The organism is Paraburkholderia dinghuensis, assembly GCF_003837865.1.
Classification (GTDB): domain Bacteria; phylum Pseudomonadota; class Gammaproteobacteria; order Burkholderiales; family Burkholderiaceae; genus Paraburkholderia; species Paraburkholderia dinghuensis.
The window spans coordinates 1-25,130 of sequence record NZ_RQIS01000023.1; the positions used below are offsets into that span (position 1 = coordinate 1).

The following is a 25,130-nucleotide window of genomic DNA, read 5'->3' on the forward strand; positions in this document are numbered from 1 at the left end:
GATCAATTCAAACTCACCGTAAAAAAACTCGACCGGTCTGGCCGTCCATGGCTCGCGCGGCGGAAAACAGCGTTTTCACATAGGCTGGACCCGGAAGAGACGCTTGAGCCGCTTGATACCGGACACTCGAAAATCGGCATGAACGTCGCGGTCGTATGCGGTGTCGTTTTCATGCTCGGTTTCCACACGATCGAGACCGGAGATCACATAGCTTCCAACGTTAAGACTCGAAAGAGGGTGCATGCTCCGCTCCTTCGGAAAATTAGTCGACCCTCAACGACAGAATTCGTTTGCCATAAGAACTAGTATGAATAGATAGATAACCAGACCAGCCATGAAAACGTAGAGAATCTTGGCTGGTATTGCCGGTGGACCCACTCTTGAGGGGCGTTTGAAAATATTGAAATACTGAACAATCGTTGTTATCAATGAGGCAGCTACGACGAACGGGAATGCGATACTCACCAGTACCTTTATGGGATGAGGCATTGGAATTTGTATAGGAAAATTGCTGCATCCAGCAAAAAAAACACCAATGAAGAGTATTGCGGTTAAAACAAGAAAGATGAAGAATTTTGTCTTTGTATGCATGATCATCCAAACGTGAATTTTTCCGCTAAATTTCGCTGAAAGTTGTCCCCCTTCTACGCGACAATATTTGATTGAGATTTTGCGGCGCCTGTCAACCAACCAGTGTGTCGGAGGAGTCCGTTCTTTGCAAGTTGTCCTCAGATACTGAAGTTGTTGGTCACTATAGTCCGATTGTTTACGATCTGAGTCCCAACGCGGAATGGCCGAAACTGGCTGTGGATTCAACCGGTCGATGCAACACACTAGAACCTGCGTGAGCAGCGGAGGTGTTGCATCGACCGGTTGAATCCACAGCCGACTGTTGCCCGACATTGCGAACCGTCATCGACCCGGAGCGGCCTATCCGTAACTAATGGTCCGATTGTCGTTTCCTGTAACGGATCGCTTGTACGAGGCCGAAGTCAACGTTCTCCGCTCTACCGCGCCAGGCGTTGCTGCAGGAATTCGATAAAGCGCTGTGTTTTCGCGGGCAGCAGCCTGGTTTCCGTGATCGCGTAAATTGGCACGGCCGCGCCGTGCCAATCCGGGAGAACACGGCGCAACGTCCCGCTGGCGAGATCCTCTGCGACGACTTCCTGCGGCATCAGAACGATGCCCTGATCCAGTAACGCGAGACGTCGAATCATACCGACGCTGTTGAGCGCAAATCGTCCACGCACGGGCACCGTAGTAGTCCGCTTTCCATCATGCAAAGTCCATGCGGCGGCCTTCAGGATCGCCAGGCATTCGTGCCGCGCGAGATCGCCGGGCTTGTCAGGTTCCCCCGATCGTTTGAGATACCCGGGCGACGCGTACAGGTATGGGGTCAGCGAGGCCAGCGTGCGCGCTATCAACTGCGAGTTTTCGGACTCGCCTATGCGGATCGCAACGTCGTAGGGCTCACTGACAAGATCGATCCGCCGCGGCGTGAGGTCGAAGTCGAAGCTGATACCCGGATACAGTTCAGCGAACTCCACGACTAGCGGCGCGAGGTACGTCACAGCGAAATCGACGGGCAGCGATACGCGCAGTATCCCACTGGGCTGCGCGAGCATTTCGCCAAGCTGCTCGTGGGCGAGGCGTGCCTCGTCGACAATGCGCTTGCACCGCTCAAAGTAAATCAGACCGGCCTCGGTTAACTCGATCTTGCGGGTCGTGCGATGCAGCAGGCGCAGCCCGATGGTTTTCTCCAGTGCGCTGATTCGCCTCGACACCGTCGAATTCGGTATGCCCATCGCTTGCCCGGCGTTGCGAAAGCCCCTGGCTTTGACGACCTCCACGAACAAGGCCATGTCATTGAGGTAGTCATCCATCCGCATTGCTCCATTTATGCAGCAATGATATCCGAAAGACCATCTTTATCTTCCGGGTGAAGCAGACGATGATGCGTCCATCGCAACTTCAGGCTGCCGCTGACGCGCTCCTGGGCACGGAAGTGTCCTTCATGGCTTCGTCGTGCAGCGGCGCCTGGTCCTGGTTCCACTTCATTCGAGGATCCCATCGTGAGCAAACTATTCGATTCCGTTCGTGTCGGCCGCTACACTCTGCGCAACCGCCTGGTCATGGCGCCGATGACCAGGTCGCGTGCCAGGTTCGACGGCACGCCGGGCGAGCTGGCCGTTGAGTATTACGGGCAGCGCGCCAGCGTCGGCCTGATTGTCTCGGAGGGGACTCAGCCCTCAGCGGACGGTCAGGGCTACCTGACGACGCCCGGCATCTACACCGATGAGCACGTGGCCGGCTGGAAGAGCGTCACGGACGCAGTGCATGGGAAAGGCGGCCACATGTTCATTCAACTGATGCACGCCGGACGCATGTCCCACCCGGACAACACGCCTCACCACCGACCGGGTGTGGCACCGTCTGCGATCGCGCCGGGCACAGGCATGTTTACGGCCAGGGGAATGCAGGACATTCCTGTGCCGCGCGCGCTGACAATCGAGGAGGTTCGCCAGACGGTCGCCGACTTTGCCTTCGCGGCACGCCGCGCGATTGAAGCCGGTGCGGACGGCGTCGAAATTCATGGCGCGAACGCGTATCTGATCCAGCAGTTTTTCGCCCCAAGCGCAAACGCACGCACGGACGAATACGGCGGGTCCATCGAAAATCGCGCACGCTTCGCCATCGAGGTAGCGAGGGCAATTGCCCGCGAGATCGGTGCTGATCGAACGGCCATCCGCCTGTCGCCCGGTACGACGATGTGGGGCATCGACGAAGGTGCCGAAGGAGCGGAACTCTACCGTTACCTCGTCGGCGAACTCGACAAGCTGGGGCTGGCCTATCTGCACATCATGCATCAGGGCGATGAGGCGCTTCTGGAGGACATCCGTTCGCTCTGGACCGGCAAACTGATTCTGAACCGTCCTGGGCGATCGCGCGAACAGGTGGGAGTCGATGTCGCTTCGGGCATGGCCGACCTGGAAGCGTACGGCGCCATGGTGTTGGCGAACCCGGATTTCGTCGAACGCCTCAAGATCAACGCCCCGATGAATGAGCCGCATAGGGAAGGTTTCTTTGGTGGCACAGAGAAGTTCTACACCGACTATCCAACGCTGAGCGAAGCCATCTCTGGCTGAGGAGGCAATCCGGCTTGTAAGCCCGCTTGTAAGCCCGCCGCTTACACGCTGAAGCGCGAATTCCAGATCATGTAACCCAGATGCGTCATTCGAATGTCCATCTGGGCATGTCGCGGCTGGTTGAAGCAGGCCAATAGCCCGCTTCAACCGTGGCGCGTGCATACGGGTCTGAACCCATCTTCGCGACGCGCAAAAAACCACACACCAACACGCGCTGGCGCAAAGGGCGTCCAGAAAAACGCTGGTACTCTTACAGGTTTTTCCTGCAGGTCTACGCCATGAAGCGCCCACAACTTCTCAGCCCCGCCGGCTCGCTGCGCGCCTTGAACTACGCTCTCGCATACGGCGCCGATGCGGTATACGCGGGCCTGCCACGCTACAGCCTGCGTGCGCGCAACAACGAGTTCCGCAACACGGGCTTCCTGGGCGAAGGGATCGAAGCCTGCCGGGCAGCCGGCAAAAGCTTCTACTTGACCGTCAACCTGATGCCGCACAACCGCAAGGTCGACACCTTCATCAAGGACTTGCGCGACGCGGTGGCCCTTGGCCCGGATGCCCTGATCATGGCCGACCCCGGACTGATCATGATGGTCCGCGAGACGTGGCCCGACATGCCGGTCCACCTGTCCGTGCAGGCCAACACCGTCAACTACGCCGCCGTCCGTTTCTGGAATTCGATCGGCGTATCACGCGTGATCCTGTCGCGCGAACTTTCGCTGGACGAGATCGCTGAGATCCGCCAACGCTGCCCCGACACCGAACTCGAAGTCTTTGTGCATGGCGCGTTGTGCATGGCGTATTCCGGACGCTGTCTGCTCTCCGGCTACTTCAATCACCGCGACTCGAATCAGGGCACCTGCACCAACGCCTGCCGCTGGAGCTATCGCATGACCGAATCCGCGCTCACGCCTGAAGGCGAACACGTGCCGCGCCACGCTGCTGCGGATCGCGTGTATATGCTGGAGGAAGAAGCGCAGCGCAGCGGCGAATGGATGGAGCTGTCCGAAGACGAACACGGCACCTATCTGATGAATTCGCGTGACCTGCGCGCGATCGAACATGTGCAGCGACTGGTCGATATCGGCGTCGATTGTCTGAAGATCGAAGGCCGTACCAAGTCACATTACTATGTCGCGCGTACCGCACAGCTCTATACGCGCGCCATCGACGACGCGGTCGCCGGCCGCCCGTTCGACGCGGGGCTTCTCGGTCGCCTCGAGGGCCTCGCCAATCGTGGCTACACCGACGGCTTCCTGCAGCGGCATCATTCCGAGGATTACCAGAACTACTTGAGCGGAGCCTCGGGCAACGCGCGTCAACAGTTCGTCGGCGAATGGCTGGCTTATGACGCAGTGACCGGGCTCACGACGCTCGACGTGAAGAATCGCTTTGCCGTTGGCGATGCGCTGGAGATCGTCACGCCGGACGGCGCGCGCGACATGACCTTGAGTCGCATGGAAAACATCGAAGGACAAGCCTGTGATGTCGCGCCCGGCAGTGGCCATACGGTCCGCGTCGACATCGGAGAAACCGGGCCGATGACGCTTGTGGCCCGATATGTCGCGGATGATCAGTAGGCGTTGAAACCGAGGTCTTTCGCATGCATCCGGGATGCACGCGATATTTTCATCAGCGTCCTCGGGCTAGTGCAGGCGAGAGAAGTCAGTGCGACGGCGTGCGTTTGTTGCAGGCTTGGGACGCTGCTCGAAGTTGAAATCGATTCGGGCGGTTACGCCTGAATTCTCGATGGCTGCGATAAGAACATTATCTGCACAGCAGCGCTCACGATGCTCTAAACACGACTATCGAATGCGTCACTGCGACGGTGGATGGCAGCATTCGGGAAACGCGAGGGGCGCTCGCCGACCCTCACCCGTCGTTCGACCCTATGCGGTCTGATGGCGGGTTTCGATGTACTGTAGTGTCGACAAGTGCGGAGAGTCGTGAATTCTGCTCGGAAAAAAATGGAAGTCGGTTGCGTGCAGTCCCGCAAGCCTGATCCATGCCGCCACGCTCTCACGGGTCTGTTCGGTAATCTCGAACTGTACAGGCCGTTGTGTCTTCTGCTGCATGATCGTCGCGCGGCTGGCGACGCGCTCCCCGTGACAAACGTCACGTACGCGCAGCTTCGTCAGATTACAAGCCCGAAGCTTGCTGTCTATGGCGAGATTGAACATTGCCAGATCCCGCACGCGTTACGAAAGCTGCAGGCGCACGCGTTTAGCCCAAATCTCCTTCAGCTTTAACGGCGGATTCTGGCCGGTCAATCTCCCTTTGTTCCACGGTACCCGCGACGGACCCGTATCGGTTGATGTGCTCATGACAATCTCCCTTCAATTGAAGGGAGATCCAGTCTGAGTCCAGAGCAATGGGCACTACCCGACCCTTGTCGGTCGCTTATCGCGCCGATTTGCGAATGGCAGCTTGCGGTGTGAGGCCGACGGCTGAAAGCCGATAGCAGGAATGACCGGCCATTCGCAAGACCTGCTGTGCGCCGGCCTCGCGGCGCGAGGCATCGCTGTCTGAGCCGGTTCGCCATACCGCCGGCAGGCCCGGACACTTCGAATCGTCAAACCATCAGAACGTCACGACTGTCCGCAGTCCGGCCACGGCCTCGTTGCCAATGCGCGCACCGTTGTTGTTCGGGTCAGGGATGCCGCCGCCCGGATGTAAGATGTACTGGAGTTCGCCTTGCAGCAGCCACCACGGCGTAACCTGGCATTGGTACGTCGCCTCGATCACCGTTTCAGCCGTTCGCACGGGATAGCCGGGCGTCGTGAAGCTTCCGACGTCGCGATCGAGCGCGCTCACGCTCGAGCTGATGTTCGCGTAGCTGACCGCAAGACCGACCGAGTCGTTATCCCGGCCCTTGAACGGCGCCTTTAGCACCACCCCCGCATTCATGTTGAAGTCGATCAGGTTGCGGTCGCCCGGCGCGCCCATCACACGCGTGAATACACCGAGCGACTGGGGGCTGTCGGCACTCGGACGCCACACCATCTGGTCTGCGACGGCATAGATGCTGAAGTTGCCGTCGTGCGTGGCCGGCACGCCGTTCGACGCGTGGCTCGCGAGCGAAATGCCGTTGGTGTCGAAGTGTTGATCCGCGAAGCGATTGTTGTTGTACCAGAAGCCCAGCTTGTAGGTGCCCGGGAGCCCACCCGGCTGCGCCGCGCCGGAACCGTTTGCTGGGGGCTGGTTAATCGTGTACTGGACCTCGCCGATCATCATTGCGCCGTTGTGCAGGTTGAACTGCGTGCCGCTGGCGTTGAGCTGCTGCGGGTCGCCGTTGCCCGGCGCCGGGTTGCCGTCGAAGACGCCACCGAGAATCGTCGTCGAATCATTCGGCTTGAACCGCAGGCGCACACCGAGCGACGACAGCGGGTAGGCGGGGCCGCCCGCAGGCAAGGCAGTGGCGGCCAGGACGGGCCAGCCGAACGTAGCGTTCGCGAAAGTGCTGGCGTACTCGCTGACGATGAATTCTTGATCAAGGCTTTGCTGGCCGATCTTGACATCGAACTTGTCCCCGAACGCCTGCTGGTACCAGAGTTCCCACAAACGCGTCGATGCTTCGGCCTCCACGCCGCTCACGGCTTGCAGCGAATTCAGGCGTGCGGCCGTAATGCCGTGTCCGTGAATCTGCAAGGCATCGACGAAAAAGGTGCCGCCCTGCAGGCCGAACGCCTTATTGGTATCAACGCTCAGGCCGAATTGCGTGGCGCCGTTATAAGAGGCGCCCTTCGAGATACCGCCGGTGAAGTTGCCGTAGAGTTCGCTCGTCTCTTGCACGTTGAACGTCACACCGTGGTCGCCCAGCAGCGTGCGCAGTCCGCCCATGTCGCCAAGCAGGTTCGAGCGCTCCCAGAAGCTGGTCGGCGCGGGGGCGGTCTCGCCCTGCGCGGGCGTTGCGTCGGCGTTAGTCATCGGCGTGGGGGACTGGTCTGCCGTTGTCGGTGCGACTGACTCCGACTGTGCGTAAACCGGAGCTGATGCACCAGCGGCCAGTGCAATTACCAGTGCCGCAGCGGCGCAGACGGGCATCAGGCGCGGGGTCGGCGCGAGAAAATACGGCGCACCAATGCCGTTGTCGTTTTGTGTGAGCGTGCCAAATGAAATCATTTTGCTTTCTTCTGAGGACTTGAACCGACGAACGAGCAATGGCGACGAGGGAAGACGTTCGGCGCCAGCCCGCTGTTACACCGCAGTTTTGTGAAGTCGCGGTTGCGACGACAGTCAACTCACGCGGGCCATGGTGTACCGCGGACATTGCCTCTTGATGTCGTCCAGAGGGACGCGATTGAGACCCCAGTTCGCACTGACTGGCTTGTGCCGGTGCTTGTGTGCGTGCTTGTACGCTGCCAGAGCTGGCCATGACCGTTGAAGTCCCCGCGCGGTGCGACGACCGGCGACGCACGCAAATAAGCGCGCGAGACGCGTAGAAAGCGTTCGATATGCATGAGTAAACTCCCGTCGAACCCGGCCAGGCCGGGCAACGTTCGATAAGCGACGCGCCTTCAGCGAAGTAAAACGCTGCCGGCGTGCTTACACAAATAAAGGGAGCGTGCTACAGACAGACCGCACAGGCGGTCTGGGAAGAAGCGCGCTGACCCGGCAATCGGGGGCAGCGGCGGGGAGGAAAGTCCGGCGTCGCTAACGCGCGATTGCAACCTGGGCGCCGGCACGGGCCGGCATACAAGATCGACTACTAGAGCTTGCGTCCACGAAGGACTCTCCTGTTCCTGAAAACAGGGCGGATTCTATGCTCGCCATTTGCGAACGCGCAAGCAGAAATTACTACGCAGTGCTGATTCGCTAGCGATGCGGTCCCGGCAACCCGTGTCGGCATGGGCCCGGCTTGATGACATCAGGGTGGAGCGAGAGCGACTACTGCGTCGCTCGCGCGCAACATTTGCGGGCAGCAGCATGGATGGCCTCGCGAGCAAGACATGACGAGATCTGCAAAACGATTCTCATCCACTGCAAGTAACGGATTCGAAAGAAAAATCCTCGGAATATTTGTTGACGTAGCGCGCGCGTCGTTCCTAAAATTCGCATGTTTCCACGAAAGGGGCATATGCCTTGGACAGTTGCAGTAGTCGACCTTCGAGAAATTTTTCTGCCTGACCGGCACGACGCCCGCCTGGATTTTTCCTTAGCCGCCGTCCTGCCAGCAGGCAGACGGTGCGCGCCGCAGTAGCTTCCGTAGTTTCTTCCTCGCGCATCTTTTCGATTTGCCGTCGTCCTTGACGCGTGCGGTGTAACGCGCATTCGTCCAGACGACCTGGCGCGTCGAGCCATTGGCTCGCAGCGCCGCTCGTTCACGCCGTTTTCGCGCGCACCGAATGCCGCGCGGACCCGGCGTGCGGTTAAACACGTGCGTCAAACGCGAATCAGACGCAAACGACAAAGGAGTTCACGATGCCTGACCCTGAACCTTGTCCCTGTACGACTCATCGTGCGTTCTCGCTGAACGCCGCTTGCTTCGCCTGACATCCTCGCCGCACACGTTCCTCCCACACGCCCGAGTGCTTCGGCTCGTGTGAACCGAAACGAAGGCAGGCCTGGTCGAAGGCACCCCGTTTCAAGTTATTGGAGGAATCATCATGCGCTTCGCTCTGCTCGTTTCGCATTTCCCGCATGTCGAAGAAGCTCGCATGCACTACAACGGCATGCTCGCGCTCGACGCCCGCCCGCCCGTTTCGGCCCGCGTGGTCGCCGCCATCCGGACGGCGCTCAAGAAGCTCGCTCACTGACGCCGTCTGGCGCTGCCGCGTGCCTGCCTACAGTACGAACGCCGGCCCGTGGCAACGCTGCGCTATGTGCTCATAGCATCGACTTCAAGCGCCAACGATAAGGAAAAAATTCAAATGTCCACTACACCTGCAAACATCGCGCAGCGCCGGACTGCCGTGCTCGACGACGCGCACGTCGGCGATATCAAAGGCGCCTTCGGCACGATCGCCCATCACGACACCGCCCCGCGCAGCAACTGGATGGCGCGCCTGCGCACGCTGCTTGCCATCCTCGGTCCCGGCCTCATCGTCATGGTTGGCGATAACGACGCCGGCGCTTTTGGCACCTACACGCAAGCCGGCCAGAACTACGGCACGTCACTGCTCTGGACGCTCGCCCTGCTGATCCCGGTTCTCTACGTGAATCAGGAAATGGTCCTGCGCCTCGGTGCCGTGACGGGCGTCGGCCACGCGCGCCTTATATTCGAACGCTTCGGCAAGTTCTGGGGCGCGTTCAGCGTCATCGACCTATTCCTGCTCAATGCACTGACGATCGTCACCGAGTTCATCGGCATTACGTTTGCGCTCGACTTCCTTGGCGTCTCGAAGGTGCTCGGCGTCTGCATCGCTGCAGTCCTGACGATGGCCGCAGTCAGTACCGGAGATTTCCGGCGCTTCGAACGCTTCGCAATCGTCCTGTGCCTGCTGAGCCTCCTTCTGATTCCCGTGCTCGTCTCGATCCATCCGCCGCTTCACGTCATCGCGCGCGACTTCTTCGTGCCGACCTGGCCGAGGGATTCGAAGCTCTCCGATGTGATGCTGCTCGTCATAGGCATCGTTGGCACGACCGTTGCACCGTGGCAATTGTTTTTCCAGCAGAGCTACGTGATCGACAAGCGCATCACGCCGCGTTTCATGAAGTACGAGAAGGCCGACCTCTGGATTGGCATCGCCTTTGTGATTGTTGGCGCCGTGGCGATGATGGCCTTCACGGCTGCACTCTTTGACGGCAGGCCCGAGTTCGGTAACTTCACCGACGCGGGTGGCGTGATCGCCGGCCTGCACAAGTATGTTGGCGAGACATCGGCGACGATCTTCGCTGTCGCGCTGCTCGACGCATCGATCATCGGCGCTGCCGCCGTTTCGCTCTCGACGGCCTACGCAATCGGCGATGTGTTCAAGGTCAAACACTCACTGCATCGTAGCGTGCTCGACGCAAAGGGCTTCTATCTCGTCTACTTCGGCATCATCGCGCTCGCTGCGGCCCTCGTGCTGATGCCGGGCAGCCCGCTTGGCCTTCTGACTGAAGCTGTGCAGACGCTCGCTGGCGTGCTGTTACCGAGCGCCACCGTGTTTCTGCTGCTGCTGTGCAATGACAAGGCCGTGCTCGGCCCGTGGGTGAACTCGAAGAAGCTGAACGTGTTCACGGGCGCCGTCATTGCCATCCTCGTGGTTCTGTCGATCATCCTGACCGCTGCCACGGTGTATCCCGACATCAGCGGCGCGGCGATCGTCAAGATTCTCGTGGGCGGATGCGGGCTTGCCGTGGCCGTGTATGCCGCGGTGGAACTCTCACGCAAGTCGCGCGGCACGGCTGTCGCCAGCGATACGCCGGCGCTGAACAAGCCGGCCCTGAAGGAGTTGCGCAATTCGTGGCGCATGTCGCCGCTCGAAGACCTGCCAGCGCCACAGCATCTGACGCTGTCGACGCGGGTGTGGATGGGGGTGCTGCGCACCTATCTCATCGTCGCGGTGGGTCTTGTCATCGTGAAGGTCGTGCAGATGGCCATTCACTAAGGACGCTCGAATGCGTAGGGCAGGCGCGAGCCTGCCTTGCTCACCGCACGGGTTCGGAGCCAGCTCCGAACCCGTTTTTCATTTTGGAGCATGCAGATTAATGATCGACACACGGCATATTGTGCGGACGTTAAAGCGAAAGGTGTTGCGAATCGTTGCCATTTTATTTCATATGAAAATCAATGCCTTACATGAATTTTTTGGCTCATTTGTGTGATAATTCGCGCTTTGATTTTTAGTCTCTGCATGCAGTCGGGGACGTGTGGAGCCAGATTCATGAGCATTAAAGATTCGATCGAAACCGATCATCACGCGGCGGCCCAGCGCAGCACAATGGTCAGTGTTTGCGTGAACCTGCTCCTCTCAGTGGCGCAAATCATCATCGGCGTCACTGCAAAGTCGCAGGCTTTGCTATCCGACGGTGTCCATTCGCTCTCAGATCTCATCGCGGACTTCGTTGTCCTCTTTGCCGGCGAACAAAGCAGGAAGGGGCCGGACGAAGACCATCCCTATGGACATCGACGCTTCGAGAACGCTGCGTCTTTTTTTCTGGGACTGCTTCTGCTTGCTGTCGGCATGGGAATGCTCTGGACCGCGGTCGTGAAGTTCCGCAATCCTGATGCGATACCGCGTGTGCACGTGACTGCCTTGTGGGTTGCATCCGTCGCGCTTGTTGCGAAGGAACTCCTTTTTCGTTACATGCTCGCCGTTGCCAGGCGCGTTCGGTCGAGCATGTTAGCCGCGAATGCCTGGCACGCGCGCTCGGATGCCGCGTCGTCACTGGTGGCCGCTGTTGGCATTGTCGGCAGCCTGCTCGGCTACCCGATTCTCGATCCTGTCGCGGCGCTGATCGTGGGCGTCATGGTGGCACGCATGGGGTGGCAATTTGCGTGGGCCGCATTGAACGACCTGATGGATCGCGCGGCGGACAACGACGAGGTCGCTGCGATTAGGGAAACGCTAGCGGCAGCACCCGGCATTGTGGGCTTTCACGACCTTCGCACGCGCAAGATGGGCGACATGATCGTGGTCGACGTTCACCTCGAAGTGAATGCAGGGTTGTCGCTGGTCGAGGCACACGACATCTCGGCGGCTGTGCAGCGCGTGCTCGTCGAAAAACATCCGGTACTGACCGTTATGACGCGTTTAGACCCTGTGCGCGAACCGACGCCTGTGAAAATTAATGTGAATCGCCACGAACCTGGACTTCACCTGTCAAGCTGATTCGGGTAGCTCCTCATCTGCGGGCGCCGAGCCAGTTCCAGGCCATGTGCCCGGCGCTAACCACCACGACGCTGTACGAATTAGCTCGCCATGAGAGCGCCCATTAACAGACAAGCGGGCGTCTCTTCTCCGGTAAACAAGAGTCGTTCGATGGGCAGTACACAAATACAGATGAATGTCGCTTGTTGGCGGTGGATTCAACCCGTTTCCGCCATTGACGATTTCGCTGTGTAGACGGTAGCAATCGGGTGCACGTTGGACACCGGGAAAGGAGTCGCTTGGCACGCGACTCCTTCAGTCTTCCCGTGCAGCCATGAGCGCCGCCTGGTTGACCTTTGCCTGTCGACGGGGCCTGTCATTGAGAATCTGATGGCGCCGGTGGTCGGTCATCTTCTTCCACCCCCGGATTTCTTCGCGGGTACGAACGCAGCCGATACAGAGCGCGGTTTTGCCATCGAAGGCGCATACATCGATGCAAGGCGATTTGAGTGCCATCTTTCAGGCCGCAACGCGCGCAGGATTGACTTCGACGGTCACATGCGACAGGCCCTTGAAGCGCTTGAGTGCCGCGTGGTAGAAGCCCGGGTTGCGTTGGGTGTCATGGGTGACAACCGATACGACCGCACTCATGTGGCCGGGACCGACGCGCCACACATGGAGGTCGAGCACCGCATCGCCGTTGTCTTCGATGACATGGCGCACGTTCTCGGCCATGCGCCGGTCCGGGTTCATGTCGAGCAGAATGCCCCCTGTATCGCGCATGAGGCCCCACGACCAGTTCGCAATCACCAGTGCACCGACAACGCCGGCAAGCGGGTCCATCCAGAGCCAGCCAAACGCGCGCGCGAGCACGAGGCCGATGATCGCCAGCACCGACACTGCCGCGTCGGCGATCACATGAATGTAGGCGGACCGGATGTTGTGGTCACGGTTTGCAGCATCGTTCACATCGTCGTGGCCGTGCTCATGTTCTTCAAACTCGATTTCGTGCTCGCCATCGGGCAGACGCACCATCGCCTTGAATGCGTGCGGCTCAGGAATGTCCTCTTTCGATTCCAGATAACCGCCACGGTCGGCAAACGCGAAAGTCTGACGCGTACCGTCCGGGCGAATCGTCGTGACAGTGACACCATCAGATGCGAGCTTCGAATCCGCAGTCTCGGGCGTAATACGGAACACCGGAGGGACGCCTTCTTCGAAGACGGACACCGCGAACACGCCAGCAGTACCGAAGATGCGCTGGACCTCACCGTCGTGACCATGTTCGTCTTCATGCCCGTGACCGTGACCGTGACCGTGGCCATGGCTGTGACCGTGATGGTCGCCACTGAGCAGCCAGACACTTGCAAGGTTGACCAGCAGGCCAACCACAGCAATGGGAATCGCCTGACCGAAGTGGATCGGCACCGGTGAGAAGAAACGCGAAACGGCCTCATACCCGATCAGCAGGGCAATCATGGCCAGCACGATGGCACTGGTGAAGCCCGCGAGGTCGCCCAGCTTGCCTGTGCCGAAGACAAAACGGGAATCGCTCGCGTGCCGGCGTGCGTACGTGTAGGCCAAAGCGGCAATCAGCATCGCTCCGGCGTGCGTCGACATATGCAAACCGTCGGCGACGAGCGCGAGGGAGCCAAAGAGGCTGCCGCCGACAATCTCGGCCACCATCATCGCGCTGCACAGCGCAATCACCATCCAGGTCCTACGCTCGTTCTCTTCGTGTGCCGTACCCAGAAAGATGTGGTCGTGTCCCGCCCCGAACGCGGCGTTCCTGAAATCACTCATGTTTCCCTCTTACTTGAAGTAGCTGTGAACTACCTCGATCAGCTGCTCCGTTCCGCTGCCGTGCTCGTCGGCGGGTTCTGCATCGACGAGATGGGTGCGGATGTGGTCCTCGAGCACTACGGCGAGCAACCCGTTCATTGCGCCCCGGCAACTCGTGATCTGCTGCAGCACGTCCACGCAGCCACGCTCGTCCTCGAGCGCGCGTTCGATGGCTTCAATCTGCCCTTTGATGCGGCGAACCCGATTGAGCAGCTTCTGTTTTTCCCGAATGGTGTGGCTCATGTCTAGCCTCCGATATACCGAGGGGGACTATATCATGGATAGGGTGAGGGGGTATATTACAAGCTTCTGACGGGATACATGCGGAGTTTGACGAGATGCGCCTGTATTTAACGCATTCTTCGGTGGGAGTAGCCACTCTGGACACGATGTTCAGGGGCACAGGTCAACATGCTTGTCGGCCATTTGACGACATGGAGTGCGCAGCACCAGCCAGGCAAGCCCGATGACGTAAATAGCCTTGCGAGTGCTGATGAGTGACAGCTTTCGCGGGGCTTCTTGCCCTTCGAACGGCTCACTACTGACCAACGTGGGCGTCGGGAATTGGCCGCACAGCTCCCCACGACCGAGCACGACGATCATCTCGGGTGCGCGCCTCACGCAGAAGTCATAAAGCGACCCGTTTCGCCTCTTCGAGCCACTCAAACCTCAAGGGCAGCTTTCAAGGTGCAACGGTCGTCGGGTCAATTGGCGTGGCCGACCATCAGCCGACGATCGCTTATCCTTTAAGTCAAATTACATCTGCCCTCAAGCACCATTCTTCACACCGCTCTCTTGCCTGCATCCACGCACGTGACGAGAGTACGTCTTCGGTGCTGTCGTGACGAGCCGCGGCTCACGCTTGATTGTCAACTGGCTGGGTAGGAGGCGAAGTTCAACTGTCGCGCCAGCGAACGGACGAACTGCCATAGATGACCGTATTTCGCAGTTAGCTAACGACCAGCGTAGTTTCAACACGTCATCTCGGCCGCGACGCAGAAACACACTCGACTCCACTATTTCACTTCACGCGAAAAAAATTCGTAACTTAAAGGAGGTGAGATGGATCTCGAGATCGCCCGCGATTTCATTACGGATTATGGCGGCAGCATGGTTCGAACGCGGAGAGATCGCGGGGTCTGCGATCGCAGCCCGTAACCAACGGCCGGCACCCTGGAGGTGGCGGAGCAAACAGACGTTTGATAATCGAAAGCTGTGGCCGCCTGGCGGACTGCCAGGTTGTCCATTACGTTTGGTGCGATGGGGCTATTCAAGCTTTGAGATCCAGTTGGTATCCCCTTCCACGAGGGCGAGCTTGCCTTGTATTGCAGTCAATAAATGCCATACTCAGACCAGAGGAATCGTCGGGGAGGAGGACTGTGACTTCTGCCCGGCTTTTCAGGATCGGTCGTCGACGCGACGCGCCAGCCCAGGCGAAGGGGCACGCCGGGGAACCGCATGCGACATCCTCGTCTGCAAACGACTCGCAACTTTCGAGCGAGTTCATCTCCGTCGCGCGGCTCTCAAAGTCTTATGAGAGGGGAGGCGAGTCGGTTCTTGCGCTTGACGATATCGATCTCACTATCGCCGACGGCCAGTTTGTTGCTGTTGTCGGCCCCTCCGGCTGTGGCAAGTCGACGCTGCTCAAAATCCTCGCTGGGTTGATGCCAGCCTCCCGCGGCGAGGCGCGCCTTCGGGGCAGGCCGATTGAAGGCCCGCGTCGCGACATTGGAGTTGTCTTTCAGTCGCCGGTGCTCTTCCCTTGGCGTAGCGTACTCAATAACGTGCTGCTTCCGGCTGATGTACAGGGACTCGCGCGCGACCGAATGCAGAACCACGCCCTCCAACTTCTCGCCCTTGTCGGATTGCAGGGTTTCGAGCATCGCTATCCGTGGGAACTGTCCGGTGGTATGCAGCAGCGCGTGGCCCTCATCCGCGCCCTCGTGCACGATCCCGCCATCCTTCTGATGGACGAGCCATTTGCCGCGCTCGACGCGATGACGCGCGAGCAGATGAACCTCGAGTTGCAGCGTGTGTGGCTGGAGCGCAGGAAAACAGTGCTCTTCATCACGCATTCGATCACTGAGGCGGCATTTCTGGCCGATCGTGTATTGGTCATGACGCCCAGACCGGGCCGCATCAAAGACGATGTTGCGATCAACCTCCCCCGTCCGCGCACCCTCGACGTCATGACGTCACCCGAATTCGGCGCGCACATACGTCGCATCCGCGCCCGTGTCGAGGCGAAAGGAGTGATCGCATGATGCCTTTGCGTATGTCTATTCTCCGTCTGTTGCTAGTCGTCGGAGTGTTGGTGATCCTGGAGGCGACAGTGCGTATTCTCGCGATCCCGCGTTTCATCCTGCCAACACCGTCGAGCGTACTGATTGCGCTCTGGCGCGGTCTGTCGAGCGGCCTCTACCTCTCACATCTGGGAATCACTTTTGCCGAGACGCTGCTCGGCTTTGTTGCTGGCTCGGCCCTGGCGCTCGTCGTGGGCGCCGCGGTTGCGATGAGCCGGCGCGTCGAGTATTTCCTCTATCCGTTCATCGTGATGTTTCAGGCCACGCCGAAAGTCGCACTGGCACCGCTGATCATCATCTGGTTCGGCCTCGGCATCATGTCCAAAGTAGTGCAGGCGGCGTTGACCGCGTTTTTTCCGCTGATGGTCAACACCATTGTCGGACTGCGCTCAGCCGATGAGGATCGGGTCAACCTGATGCGCTCACTGGCGGCAAGCGAGATCCAGATCTTCTGGATGCTGCGCTTACCCACTGCGTTGCCGTTCATTATTGCGGGAGTCGAGATCGCCATGATCTTCGCGCTCATCGGTGCCATCGTCGCAGAATTCGTCGGCGCGAACGCAGGGCTGGGAATGTTGATACAGAGCATGAACTTCACGCTCGACGTTGCCGGCCAGTTCTCCGTGCTGCTCATCCTTTCGGTAATGGGCCTTGCTCTCAACGCATGCATTCACTTTATCCGACGTCGGATACTGTTCTGGGATCCGTCTGAAAAGACAATGCATCCCATCTCAGGAGGCAAGCCATGAATCGCGTCCTCCCTGTTGTAGTGGCAATGACGGTTTTGGTTTCCCTGCCACCACGCGACGCCGCGGCGGACGATACGATCAAAGTCGGTTGGTGCGCCCGGACGGTGTCCTCCGCAGTGGCGCCCTTCGCGATAGCCACCAAGCTCGGCTGGTACAGGCAATCGGGCGTCAAGGTTGAACTCGTGCCGCTGCCTGGTTCGACCGAGTGCGTAAAGGAATTGGCCAGAGGCGAGCTGGCCTTTGCGCTGGCCACGGTCGAGCCGCTCGCAATTATTCACCCGCAGGGCGTCAAAGGGAAAATCTTCTATACCGCCTACCAGAGCAACATCGACGGCATTGCGGTACCAAAAGAAAGCCCGATCAGAAGTGTTGCCGAACTCAAGGGCAAGAAGATCGGCGTCAGTTCAATGTCAGCGAACGGCGTGATCGAGGCTCGAGCGCTGGCGGCGACGAATGGGATGAACCCAGACACCGACATTACTATCGTGGTTGTGGGAGAAGGTGCGCAGACTGCGGCGTTGCTGCGCTCGAAACAGGTCGACGCCCTCAGCCAATACGATACTCAGTACGCGCTGGTCGAGAACGCGGGCGTCAAACTCCGGTTGCTTCCTACCAGCGAGATCGAACATTTCCCGGCGAATGGCTTTATGGCTCTCGATGAGACGCTGCGGAACCGCCGTCAGGAGGCGGTGGCCCTCGCCCAAGGCTACGCGAAGGGGACGATATTTGCTATCGCCAATCCGGAGGCGGCGGTGCGAATTGTGTGGGAAGTTTACCCGCAGACGAAACCGACCGGCATGGATGAGGCCACGGCGCTTGCGCATGATGTCAAGGTACTGCAGGCGCGCGTTGTCAACTGGAAGCTTGACAAGGCGGGTGTCCGGAAATGGGGTGAAAGCTCCGAGGCGAACTACGGCGCCTTAGCTGACTTCCTTTTGAAATGGAAGGTGATATCCGAAAAGATCGACGTAAAGGATATTGTCACAAACGAAATCATTGACGAGATCAATCGCTTCGATCCGGCGGCGATCGACGCGCAGGCAAGGGCATATAAGTTCAAATAGGCTCGGCCGGCTGGCTTTTGCTGCAGCCCATCAGACCGGCGACTCAACGAGCGTCCCCGAAAACACTAAACTTCGACACACCGGCCGAGCGATTTCATCAAACTGTGGCTTCGACCGGTTGAATCCACCGCCGTCTGCTTCCTGTCGCGGTCGGGCGTAGTCGACCCTCAACGGTCGTTCGTCACCATGCGCTTGCGATAACCGCTTGCGAGGTACATCCCCCTCCATCCTGGTTGTCCGTCGAGTCCACGCATATCGTCAGGAGACCAAACAGAGACGACAAAGCTTCCTGACTCTCTACGATTTTCGGTCTGTATAACTCTCTCTCGGTGGATAAACGCCGGCGAGGCGGGCGATCAGGATCGCGACGAACAAGCTGCCGGTGATCTGTTCCACCATGCACATGCCGCGTGCCGGGCGCGTGAGCGGCGTGATGTCGCCGAAGCCTGTGCTCGTGAGGACGGTGATGCTGAAGTAAAGCGCGTCGGCATAGACGAGCCGCCCCGACTGCCCGACGATCATGTACGACCCCGGATAGAAGAACCCGATGCTCGCGTAGATGTATGCCCAGAGGACGCCGATCAGCAGATACGCCGCTGCGGCGCCAAACAGCTTATCCGGCGTCATGATCCGCGGTTGGAACACGTAGCGGAGAAGGTAAACCACAGTGATGAAATAGAGTACAGCGCTGAATATCCAGGATATCGCAAGGCTGCGATCGTCGTCGTGCCACAGGCCGAGGTACTGGAACCACATGGCCGGAACGGCGAGTACCAGTGCGATCACGAACGAGAGGGTCGTGCGGCCGACCGCGGCCACGGTCGCTATCAGGAGAAACATATTTACGACGTTCAGGACGAGGCGGCCGCTGTCGCTCGCCGGGACAAACGACACCGCGCCGATGAGAGTGAGCAGCACGACGAACAGCCAGAAACAGCGCTGGTAGAAAATGCGAGACAGCGCATCGCGCGTCGTACGGAGTGCCATGGCGATCTCTCCCCTGGTTCGCGTATGTCGCGGCCAGACTGGCGGAGCCGCGTGTGACGAGAGTATAAAGCGGTAACACACCCTGCCGCTCCCGCCCGCGCTGGCAGAAGTCCACCCGTTGCCGACACTCGCCTTTCGACGCAATTACGGCAACCAGAGACTGCTTTTCGGACAATCAAGCCCAGGGATGGCATAAGCCAGGTCTGCTGCCGGATCAGACGTTATGCAGATGCCATGTCCACTCCAGCAATCGCCGGGCATGTTTCCTAACCGGGGTATCCGCGCAGCCAGATCGGAATCGCCGAAGCAGCGAACGGATCCGACGCAAGCGGGGAGGTTCGCTCAGCCGCGGAGAAAAGTCGACCACCCGCCGTGGAAACGCGAAGAGAAGCCAACCAGGTCATTACGCGCTCGCTGTCATTTTGTGGCTGATTTTTTCGCCACGCGACCTAAGCTGATAAAACGGAGCGAGGGCCAAATCCATGCATATCAGGCAAGTCGTGACCTGCGTACTGCTACTTGCCGCGATGCTGGCGGCGAGCTGCAACAATGGTGGTGGCGGCAACAACACGCCAGTGTCGGCGCCGGCCGGATTGACCGAACGCGATGTTGCAGTGGTCTACGCGCAAGGCACCGAAATCATTCCCGATACGCTCAGCAGCAGCGGCGGCCCCATCACGCAGTGCAGCGTGTCGCCGCCTCTGCCCGCGGGGCTATCGCTCGATCCTCACACCTGCGCGATCAGCGGCACGCCAAACGGCGTCTCGCCCGACACCATTTATACGATCGACGCCGGCAATGGGGCGGGTAGCGAGTCCATCAAGGTCGAGATCGAGGTCAAGCCCGAAGCGGTCGCACCGGAAAGCCTGAGCTACTTGAACGCCGCTGTGATCTATACGGCCGACACAGCGATCATTCCCAACACACCGATCGCCACCGGCGGACAAATCACCCTGTACAGCATCTCGCCGGCCCTGCCCGCGGGGCTTCATCTCGATCCGCAAACAGGCATCATTTCCGGCACACCCCTGGTAGTAAGTCCACCGGCCGTCTACACGGTGACCGGCAGCAACAGCGTCGATTCTGTCGAGACCCAGCTCACGATCGAGGTGCACGCTGCAATTCAGCCACCGGCTAGTCTCAGCTATTGGGATCTGGCTCCCGTCTACGTCGTGGGCCAACCGATCTCATACGACGAGCCGCTGTCCACTGGCGATCAAATCACGTTCTTCTCGGTGTCACCAGCGTTACCTGCCGGATTGAGCATTAATCCGCGGACGGGTGCGATCACCGGTACGCCGACCACGGCGCAGCCACCGACGACCTATACGATTACCGGCAGCAACAGCGCGGGCCGCGTCACGGTGCAGATCGTCATCGCGGTCGACGACCCGGTGACCGGAGAGTGGACACCTGCTGACTCAATGAATCAGGCACGGTTCCGGCACACGGCCACGCTGCTGACCAATGGCCAGGTTCTCGTCGCCGGGGGAACAAGAAAGCAGGCTACTGCCTCCGCCGAACTGTACGATCCGGCCGCCGACACCTGGACATCGACCGGCGGCCTGAGCCAGGCGCGCCAATCCCACTCGGCGACGCTGCTCCCCGACGGCCGCGTGCTCGTGGCGGGTGGATTCAGAACGGGCGTGGGCAGTGAACTGACGTCAGCGGAGTTGTACGATCCGGCCTCGGGTAGCTGGTCGTCCACCGGCAGCATGGCCGATGCACGTGATTCGCACACGGCCACGCTGTTACCCAACGGCCTCGTGCTCGTAGCGGGCGGCGAGGGCAAAGCGGGAGCCCTGTCGTCGGCCGAACTGTACAACCCGGCGACGGGAAACTGGACGCCAACAGGCAGCATGGCGCAAGCGCGCTTTTCCCATACTGCCACGCTGCTGGCGAATGGCCTCGTACTCGTTGTAGGCGGGGCGAGCGATTCAGGCGCCCTTTCTTCGGCGGAACTCTACAATCCAGCAACGGGGACCTGGTCGCCCACGGGTAGCATGAGTCAGGTGCGCACCGACTTCGCCACCGCGTTGCTGCCTGACGGAACGGTGCTGGCGATGGCGGGAACCGACGGAAACATCGAGCTGTCGTCAGCCGAACGGTACAACCCCGCCACAGGGACATGGACACCGACCGGCAGCCTGGTCCATGCGCGCGACTTTCTGACTGCCACGTTGCTGCCCAACGGTCGGGTGCTTGCCGCTGGCGGGATGGCAGCCGGGAGCGATCTCTACTCGGACGAGCTTTACGATCCCACTACGGGCACCTGGACGCCGACGGCCAGCATGAGCCTGGCGCGCGAGCAGCATACGGCCACGCTGCTAGGCGACGGTGCCGTGCTCGTAGCCGGGGGAGTCGGTCGCGGAATATTCGCTCAGTCCGAACTGTTCCATTGATACGGGGATGCAGATCACGACTTGTGGTGGCAATAGATGCTCGGTGCGCGATGTCGCCGCGTCGCAGCAGCAGTGGCCGAAAAGAAGTCGATTCACGCTCGGTCTTGCTTGTCAAAGTTGGTAGTGCGAGACGAAAAGATACGCCTCGACACGCTCACTATCCTCATCAGGCCGAAATCCGGCTACTGATCTGGAAATTACAGCGGTCGAATCGAAGAAAAACGTCGCGGCTTCTAGCCCACCATCTCGGCAAGTACCCATTCCGCTGCCTGCGCGGTGATATCGGACACATCCTTCGCTGCGAGCTGTCCGTCCAATACGGGCAGCATGTCGAAGTCGGGTCCGAGGCCCGACTCGACCATTTCGGCGAGCATCAACAGATTGCCGAGCATTCCACATCGAAGAATGACGGCATCACGAACGTCGGGGGCGACCGCGAGTTGTTCCATGAGGTCCTGCGCGCTCATGCCCAACATCAGGTGCATGAGCGAGAAGATTCCGACCTGGTAGGCCCGGTCTGAGAGGTCCGTGTCGCACGTCCGCACCAGATCCGCAGCGAGCTCGAGAAACCGTGCCCGCGTGGCGACGAGCTGGAAGAGCGGATTGGATCGCAGTGGTACGTCGCCCAATCCAGAATAAAGCAGCAGTTGGACCCAACGGACCAGAGTACGCGTTCCAATGCGAAGAATGGCCTCGCCGATCGTCGAGACCGGCTTCGCCGTACTGAAGAGGCCGCTACTGGCGAGCTTTATCAGATGCATTAACAGCGGCGGATTCCGTTTGATGATCGGCTCGATCATTTCGAGCGGCGCATCGGAAGACAACGCACGCACGAGGACCATCAGATCGCCCACCGCGAAATCGAGCTTTCGCTGGCTCAGCATTTCAGGGTGCGCGAAAAAGTAGCCCTGGAACATGTCGACGCCGAGTGCGTGGAGTTCTCGATACTCTTTCGCCGTCTCGACCTTCTCTGCGAGAACCCGGACACCCGCCCGGTGAGCTATATCGACAAGCTGTGGCAGGTTTCGCGGATCGATGCGCGGATAATCGATCTTGACCACCTCTACGAGCTTGAGGACGCTCGCGGGCATTTGCTCGATGGCAGTCACATCATCGAGCGCGAGTCCGAATCCCGCGCGACGCAGTCGTTCGCATTGAGATTCGAGTGCTTCGTCGCGCGGAATCGTCTCGAGGATCTCGAGGACGAATTTCTCCGGCGATAGCAGAGCCAGCACGTCATCCTCCAGCAACTCCTTGCCGACGTTGACGAAGCCCCGCTGATCGCCGAGGACCTTCTGGACTCCGAATTCGCCGATCGCATTGACGATGACTTGCCCCGTGGCCGCGGTATCGTCGACGACATTCGCCGCGTTCGTCTCGCCGCGCCGGAAAAGCAACTCGTAGGCAATGAGTTCGCCCGATCGATCGACAATCGGCTGGCGACCGATATACGCGGCAAGCGGCGCGTTAATGGATTCGCGGTCATACGAGGGCATTTCGACGCCTCCAGTGTATTTCCTGGCGCTGATCCAGATGCTCGAGCAACGTCTCACGAGCGATTCGATCGGTTGTGTGCTCGTGCGCGACTGCATTGAGCATGTCGAGCGCACCAACGGCCACGCCATACCGATGCAGCGAAAATTCAGACTCGGTTAGATAAAGACAGGCATCGTCGAGCGCAGGGTTCAGCTCGATCGTGCTTCTTGACGGTCCCCAGGAGTTTCATTTTCTTTCTTCCCCTCGTACCACGGTTGTCTTCGAGACTGATCGCTGTAAAGCGTGGTCCGGGTATTTCGGGCTAGGCATTCTAGCGTGACGCAATGTCGCGCGGCAATGCGCAGCGTCATGGTCGCCACCACGCAAACGATTGCGCTGTGCGTAGCAGGCTGCTGAAACAGCGAGAGCGCAGTTGTTCATCGAGCGACCGCATCATGATCTCGTAGACCATCACGTATTGCCGCGGTGTCTGCGAGGCCTTCAAGCGCTGTATTAACCTGGCTGAGTCGAAAAAAAACCGCCGCCCGCAGGAAGCGGGCGGCGGCCTCACACGTCAGGAGCGAATCAGGCGCGAACGCCTGACTGCTTGCTGTGCGTTACTGCGGAATCATGCCGGTCAGCACATACGCCTGAATCATCGTAACGATGCCGACGATAGCCGCGAAGAACAGGCTATGGCGCACGGTGAAGCGGAACAGCGACGCCTCCTTGCCGACGAGCCCGGTCGCTGCGCACGCCACGGCGATCGATTGCGGCGAGATCATCTTGCCGCTCACGCCGCCCGAGGTATTGGCGGCGACGAGCAGCGTGTTCGACACGCCGATCTGGTGCGCGGTGGTGTTCTGCAGCGAGCAGAAGAGGGCGTTCGACGACGTGTCCGAGCCGGTCAGGAACACGCCGAGCCAGCCGAGGAACGGCGAGAAGAACGGGAACGCGGCGCCGGTACCGGCGAGCGCGAGCGCGAGCGTCGAGGACATGCCCGAGTAGTTCGCAACGAACGCGAAGCCGAGGACGAGACCGATCGTGAGCACAGGGCGGCGCAATTCGCCGATCGTTTCGAAGAACGCGGCGACGGCGGCGGCCGGCTTCATGCGCAGCAGGACTGCCGAAATAATGGCGGTCAGCATGATCGCGGTGCCGGTGGCCGCGAGCCAGTCGATCTTGAACACGGCCGCGTAAGGCGTCGCCTTCGCGACGATCGGCGCGCTACGCACGACGAGCTGGTCGAGGCCAGGGACGTGGAAGCTTGACACCGATCCTTCAAGCGCGCCCTTCGCGGCGAAGAGCGCCTTGAACGACTTCGTGCTCCAGATGGTGACGATGCCCGTGAGCAGCAGGAACGGCGCCCATGCGAGCACGGTCTGCCCGATGGTGTACGGCGAGGCCGTGCGGCTCGACGCAGCGGCGCGTGCGCCCTGGTTGCCGCCACCGAATCCACCGAGCGTCGCGGCGCCGCCGTTGACGTTCACGCCCTGCGATTGCATCGCGCGCTTCGGTTGCCAGACCTTGAGGAACGACGCGAGCGCGACGAGGCTCACGAGCGCCGACGTGATGTCCGGCAGTTCCGGTCCGATGTGGTTCGACGTGAAGTACTGCGTCACGGCGAAGCTGCCGCCCGCGACGAGCGCGGCGGGCCACGTTTCCTTGAGGCCGCGCTTGCCGTCCATGATGAACACGAGCCAGAACGGCACGAACAGCGACAGCAGCGGCAACTGGCGTCCAGCCATCGCGCCGATGACGAACGGGTCGATGCCCGTCACCTGGCCCGCGACGATGATGGGGATGCCCATCGCACCGAATGCCACGGGCGCGGTGTTCGCGATGAGGCACAGACCCGCGGCGTAGAGCGGCTCGAAGCCGAGGCCGACGAGCAGTGCCGAGGTGATCGCGACGGGTGCGCCGAAGCCTGCTGCGCCTTCGAGGAACGCGCCGAACGAGAAGCCGATCAGCAGCAGCTGGAGACGCTGGTCGTCGGTGATGGAGAGCACCGAGGCGCGAATGATCTCGAACTGCCCCGTCTTCACGACGATCTTGTAGAGAAACACCGCGGTGATGATGATCCACGCGATCGGCCACAGGCCATAGGCGAATCCGAAGCCCGCTGCGGTGAGCGCCTGGCGCACGGGCATGCCGTACTCGAAGATGGCGACGCAAAGCGCGAGCACGAGTGTGATCGCGGCGGCGACGTGGCCTTTCATGCGCAATCCGGCAAGCGCGACGAAGAAGAACAGGATGGGGATGGCGGCTACGAGCGACGATAGCCACACGCTGCCTAGCGGCGTGTAAATCTGGTTCCAGGGCTGCACTGAGGTCTCCTCCGGGGATGCGGGTCGAAAGCTGTGTTGATCGATTGGACAAACGTCACAAGCGCGGCGCCCGAACCCGTTCGTTCGGACGCCGCGTGGGGC

20 protein-coding genes and 1 pseudogene are annotated in these 25,130 nt (G+C 60.2%); 10 read left to right on the plus strand and 11 right to left on the minus strand.

Features of this window, described 5'->3' with window-relative positions; genetic code table 11:
* Positions 1-75: 75 nt before the first annotated feature.
* Positions 76-243, minus strand: coding sequence for a hypothetical protein (locus D1Y85_RS27240; RefSeq protein WP_185219106.1), 168 nt, complete (start codon positions 241-243; stop codon positions 76-78).
* Between the two features lie 764 nt (positions 244-1,007).
* Positions 1,008-1,883, minus strand: coding sequence for a LysR family transcriptional regulator (locus D1Y85_RS23660; protein WP_124153511.1), 876 nt, complete (start codon positions 1,881-1,883; stop codon positions 1,008-1,010).
* 189 nt (positions 1,884-2,072) lie between these two features.
* Between D1Y85_RS23660 and D1Y85_RS23665 the strand changes: the two genes are divergently transcribed.
* Positions 2,073-3,146 (plus strand): alkene reductase, encoded by a 1,074-nt coding sequence (locus tag D1Y85_RS23665; RefSeq protein ID WP_124153512.1) that lies wholly within the window; start codon positions 2,073-2,075, stop codon positions 3,144-3,146.
* A gap of 278 nt (positions 3,147-3,424) precedes the next feature.
* Entirely contained in the window at positions 3,425-4,723 is a 1,299-nt protein-coding gene (trhP, locus tag D1Y85_RS23670) for a prephenate-dependent tRNA uridine(34) hydroxylase TrhP (protein ID WP_124153513.1), read from the plus strand.
* A 318-nt stretch (positions 4,724-5,041) separates the two neighbouring features.
* Here the strand turns inward: trhP and D1Y85_RS23675 are convergent.
* Both D1Y85_RS23675 and D1Y85_RS23680 read right to left on the minus strand, forming a co-directional pair.
* Positions 5,042-5,467 (minus strand): annotated as a pseudogene (locus D1Y85_RS23675) (site-specific integrase); the annotation flags it as partial.
* Between the two features lie 256 nt (positions 5,468-5,723).
* Positions 5,724-7,187: a carbohydrate porin gene (locus D1Y85_RS23680; RefSeq protein ID WP_124153573.1), complete on the minus strand. Its 1,464-nt coding sequence runs from the start codon at positions 7,185-7,187 to the stop codon at positions 5,724-5,726.
* Between the two features lie 1,562 nt (positions 7,188-8,749).
* Here D1Y85_RS23680 and D1Y85_RS27245 point away from each other — a divergent pair.
* The 3 genes from D1Y85_RS27245 (at position 8,750) to D1Y85_RS23695 (ending at position 11,899) form a co-directional block, all read left to right on the plus strand.
* Entirely contained in the window at positions 8,750-8,899 is a 150-nt protein-coding gene (locus D1Y85_RS27245; protein ID WP_185219107.1) for a hypothetical protein, read from the plus strand.
* A 114-nt stretch (positions 8,900-9,013) separates the two neighbouring features.
* The gene (locus D1Y85_RS23690) at positions 9,014-10,675 is read left to right on the plus strand and encodes an Nramp family divalent metal transporter (RefSeq protein ID WP_124153515.1); all 1,662 of its coding nucleotides are present in this window, start codon (positions 9,014-9,016) and stop codon (positions 10,673-10,675) included.
* Positions 10,676-10,951: 276 nt separating this feature from the next.
* Entirely contained in the window at positions 10,952-11,899 is a 948-nt protein-coding gene (locus D1Y85_RS23695; protein ID WP_185219108.1) for a cation diffusion facilitator family transporter, read from the plus strand.
* Between the two features lie 294 nt (positions 11,900-12,193).
* On the opposite strand, the gene D1Y85_RS23700 is transcribed toward D1Y85_RS23695, so the two are convergent.
* The 4 genes from D1Y85_RS23700 to D1Y85_RS23715 all read right to left on the minus strand — a co-directional run bounded on the left by D1Y85_RS23700 (position 12,194) and on the right by D1Y85_RS23715 (position 14,323).
* Positions 12,194-12,394: a DUF1289 domain-containing protein gene (locus D1Y85_RS23700; RefSeq protein WP_124153516.1), complete on the minus strand. Its 201-nt coding sequence runs from the start codon at positions 12,392-12,394 to the stop codon at positions 12,194-12,196.
* A 3-nt stretch (positions 12,395-12,397) separates the two neighbouring features.
* Entirely contained in the window at positions 12,398-13,681 is a 1,284-nt protein-coding gene (gene dmeF, locus D1Y85_RS23705) for a CDF family Co(II)/Ni(II) efflux transporter DmeF (protein ID WP_124153517.1), read from the minus strand.
* Positions 13,682-13,690: 9 nt separating this feature from the next.
* Entirely contained in the window at positions 13,691-13,963 is a 273-nt protein-coding gene (locus D1Y85_RS23710; RefSeq protein ID WP_124153518.1) for a metal/formaldehyde-sensitive transcriptional repressor, read from the minus strand.
* A 150-nt stretch (positions 13,964-14,113) separates the two neighbouring features.
* Positions 14,114-14,323, minus strand: a complete 210-nt coding sequence (locus tag D1Y85_RS23715) for a hypothetical protein (protein ID WP_124153519.1) — start codon at positions 14,321-14,323, stop codon at positions 14,114-14,116.
* A gap of 776 nt (positions 14,324-15,099) precedes the next feature.
* On the opposite strand from D1Y85_RS23715, the gene D1Y85_RS23720 reads away from it, so the two are divergent.
* From D1Y85_RS23720 to D1Y85_RS23730, 3 genes are read left to right on the plus strand one after another with little or no spacing between them, the layout of a single operon-like run.
* Positions 15,100-15,984 (plus strand): ABC transporter ATP-binding protein, encoded by an 885-nt coding sequence (locus tag D1Y85_RS23720; protein WP_342773485.1) that lies wholly within the window; start codon positions 15,100-15,102, stop codon positions 15,982-15,984.
* Positions 15,981-16,772, plus strand: a complete 792-nt coding sequence (locus D1Y85_RS23725; protein WP_124153520.1) for an ABC transporter permease — start codon at positions 15,981-15,983, stop codon at positions 16,770-16,772. Before D1Y85_RS23720 ends, D1Y85_RS23725 begins: the two co-directional genes overlap by 4 nt.
* On the plus strand, positions 16,769-17,836 hold the full coding sequence (locus D1Y85_RS23730) for an ABC transporter substrate-binding protein (protein ID WP_221410334.1): 1,068 nt from the start codon (positions 16,769-16,771) through the stop codon (positions 17,834-17,836). Before D1Y85_RS23725 ends, D1Y85_RS23730 begins: the two co-directional genes overlap by 4 nt.
* A gap of 297 nt (positions 17,837-18,133) precedes the next feature.
* Here D1Y85_RS23730 and D1Y85_RS23735 read toward each other — a convergent pair whose 3' ends face one another.
* Complete coding sequence (locus D1Y85_RS23735; protein WP_124153521.1) at positions 18,134-18,823, minus strand: potassium channel family protein; 690 nt, start codon at positions 18,821-18,823, stop codon at positions 18,134-18,136.
* A 482-nt stretch (positions 18,824-19,305) separates the two neighbouring features.
* Between D1Y85_RS23735 and D1Y85_RS23740 the strand changes: the two genes are divergently transcribed.
* Positions 19,306-21,225: a putative Ig domain-containing protein gene (locus D1Y85_RS23740; RefSeq protein ID WP_124153522.1), complete on the plus strand. Its 1,920-nt coding sequence runs from the start codon at positions 19,306-19,308 to the stop codon at positions 21,223-21,225.
* Between the two features lie 233 nt (positions 21,226-21,458).
* Here D1Y85_RS23740 and D1Y85_RS23745 read toward each other — a convergent pair whose 3' ends face one another.
* Positions 21,459-22,721 carry an EAL and HDOD domain-containing protein gene (locus D1Y85_RS23745; RefSeq protein WP_185219109.1) on the minus strand — a complete coding sequence of 421 codons (1,263 nt, stop codon included), beginning with the start codon at positions 22,719-22,721 and terminating at the stop codon, positions 21,459-21,461.
* Here D1Y85_RS23745 and D1Y85_RS27250 point away from each other — a divergent pair.
* A complete protein-coding gene (locus D1Y85_RS27250) occupies positions 22,696-22,881 on the plus strand; it encodes a hypothetical protein (RefSeq protein ID WP_185219110.1) in 186 nt (61 codons plus the stop codon). The genes D1Y85_RS23745 and D1Y85_RS27250 overlap by 26 nt on opposite strands.
* Positions 22,882-23,318: 437 nt before the next feature.
* On the opposite strand, the gene D1Y85_RS23750 is transcribed toward D1Y85_RS27250, so the two are convergent.
* Complete coding sequence (locus D1Y85_RS23750) at positions 23,319-25,028, minus strand: lactate permease LctP family transporter (protein ID WP_124153524.1); 1,710 nt, start codon at positions 25,026-25,028, stop codon at positions 23,319-23,321.
* Positions 25,029-25,130: the final 102 nt, after the last annotated feature.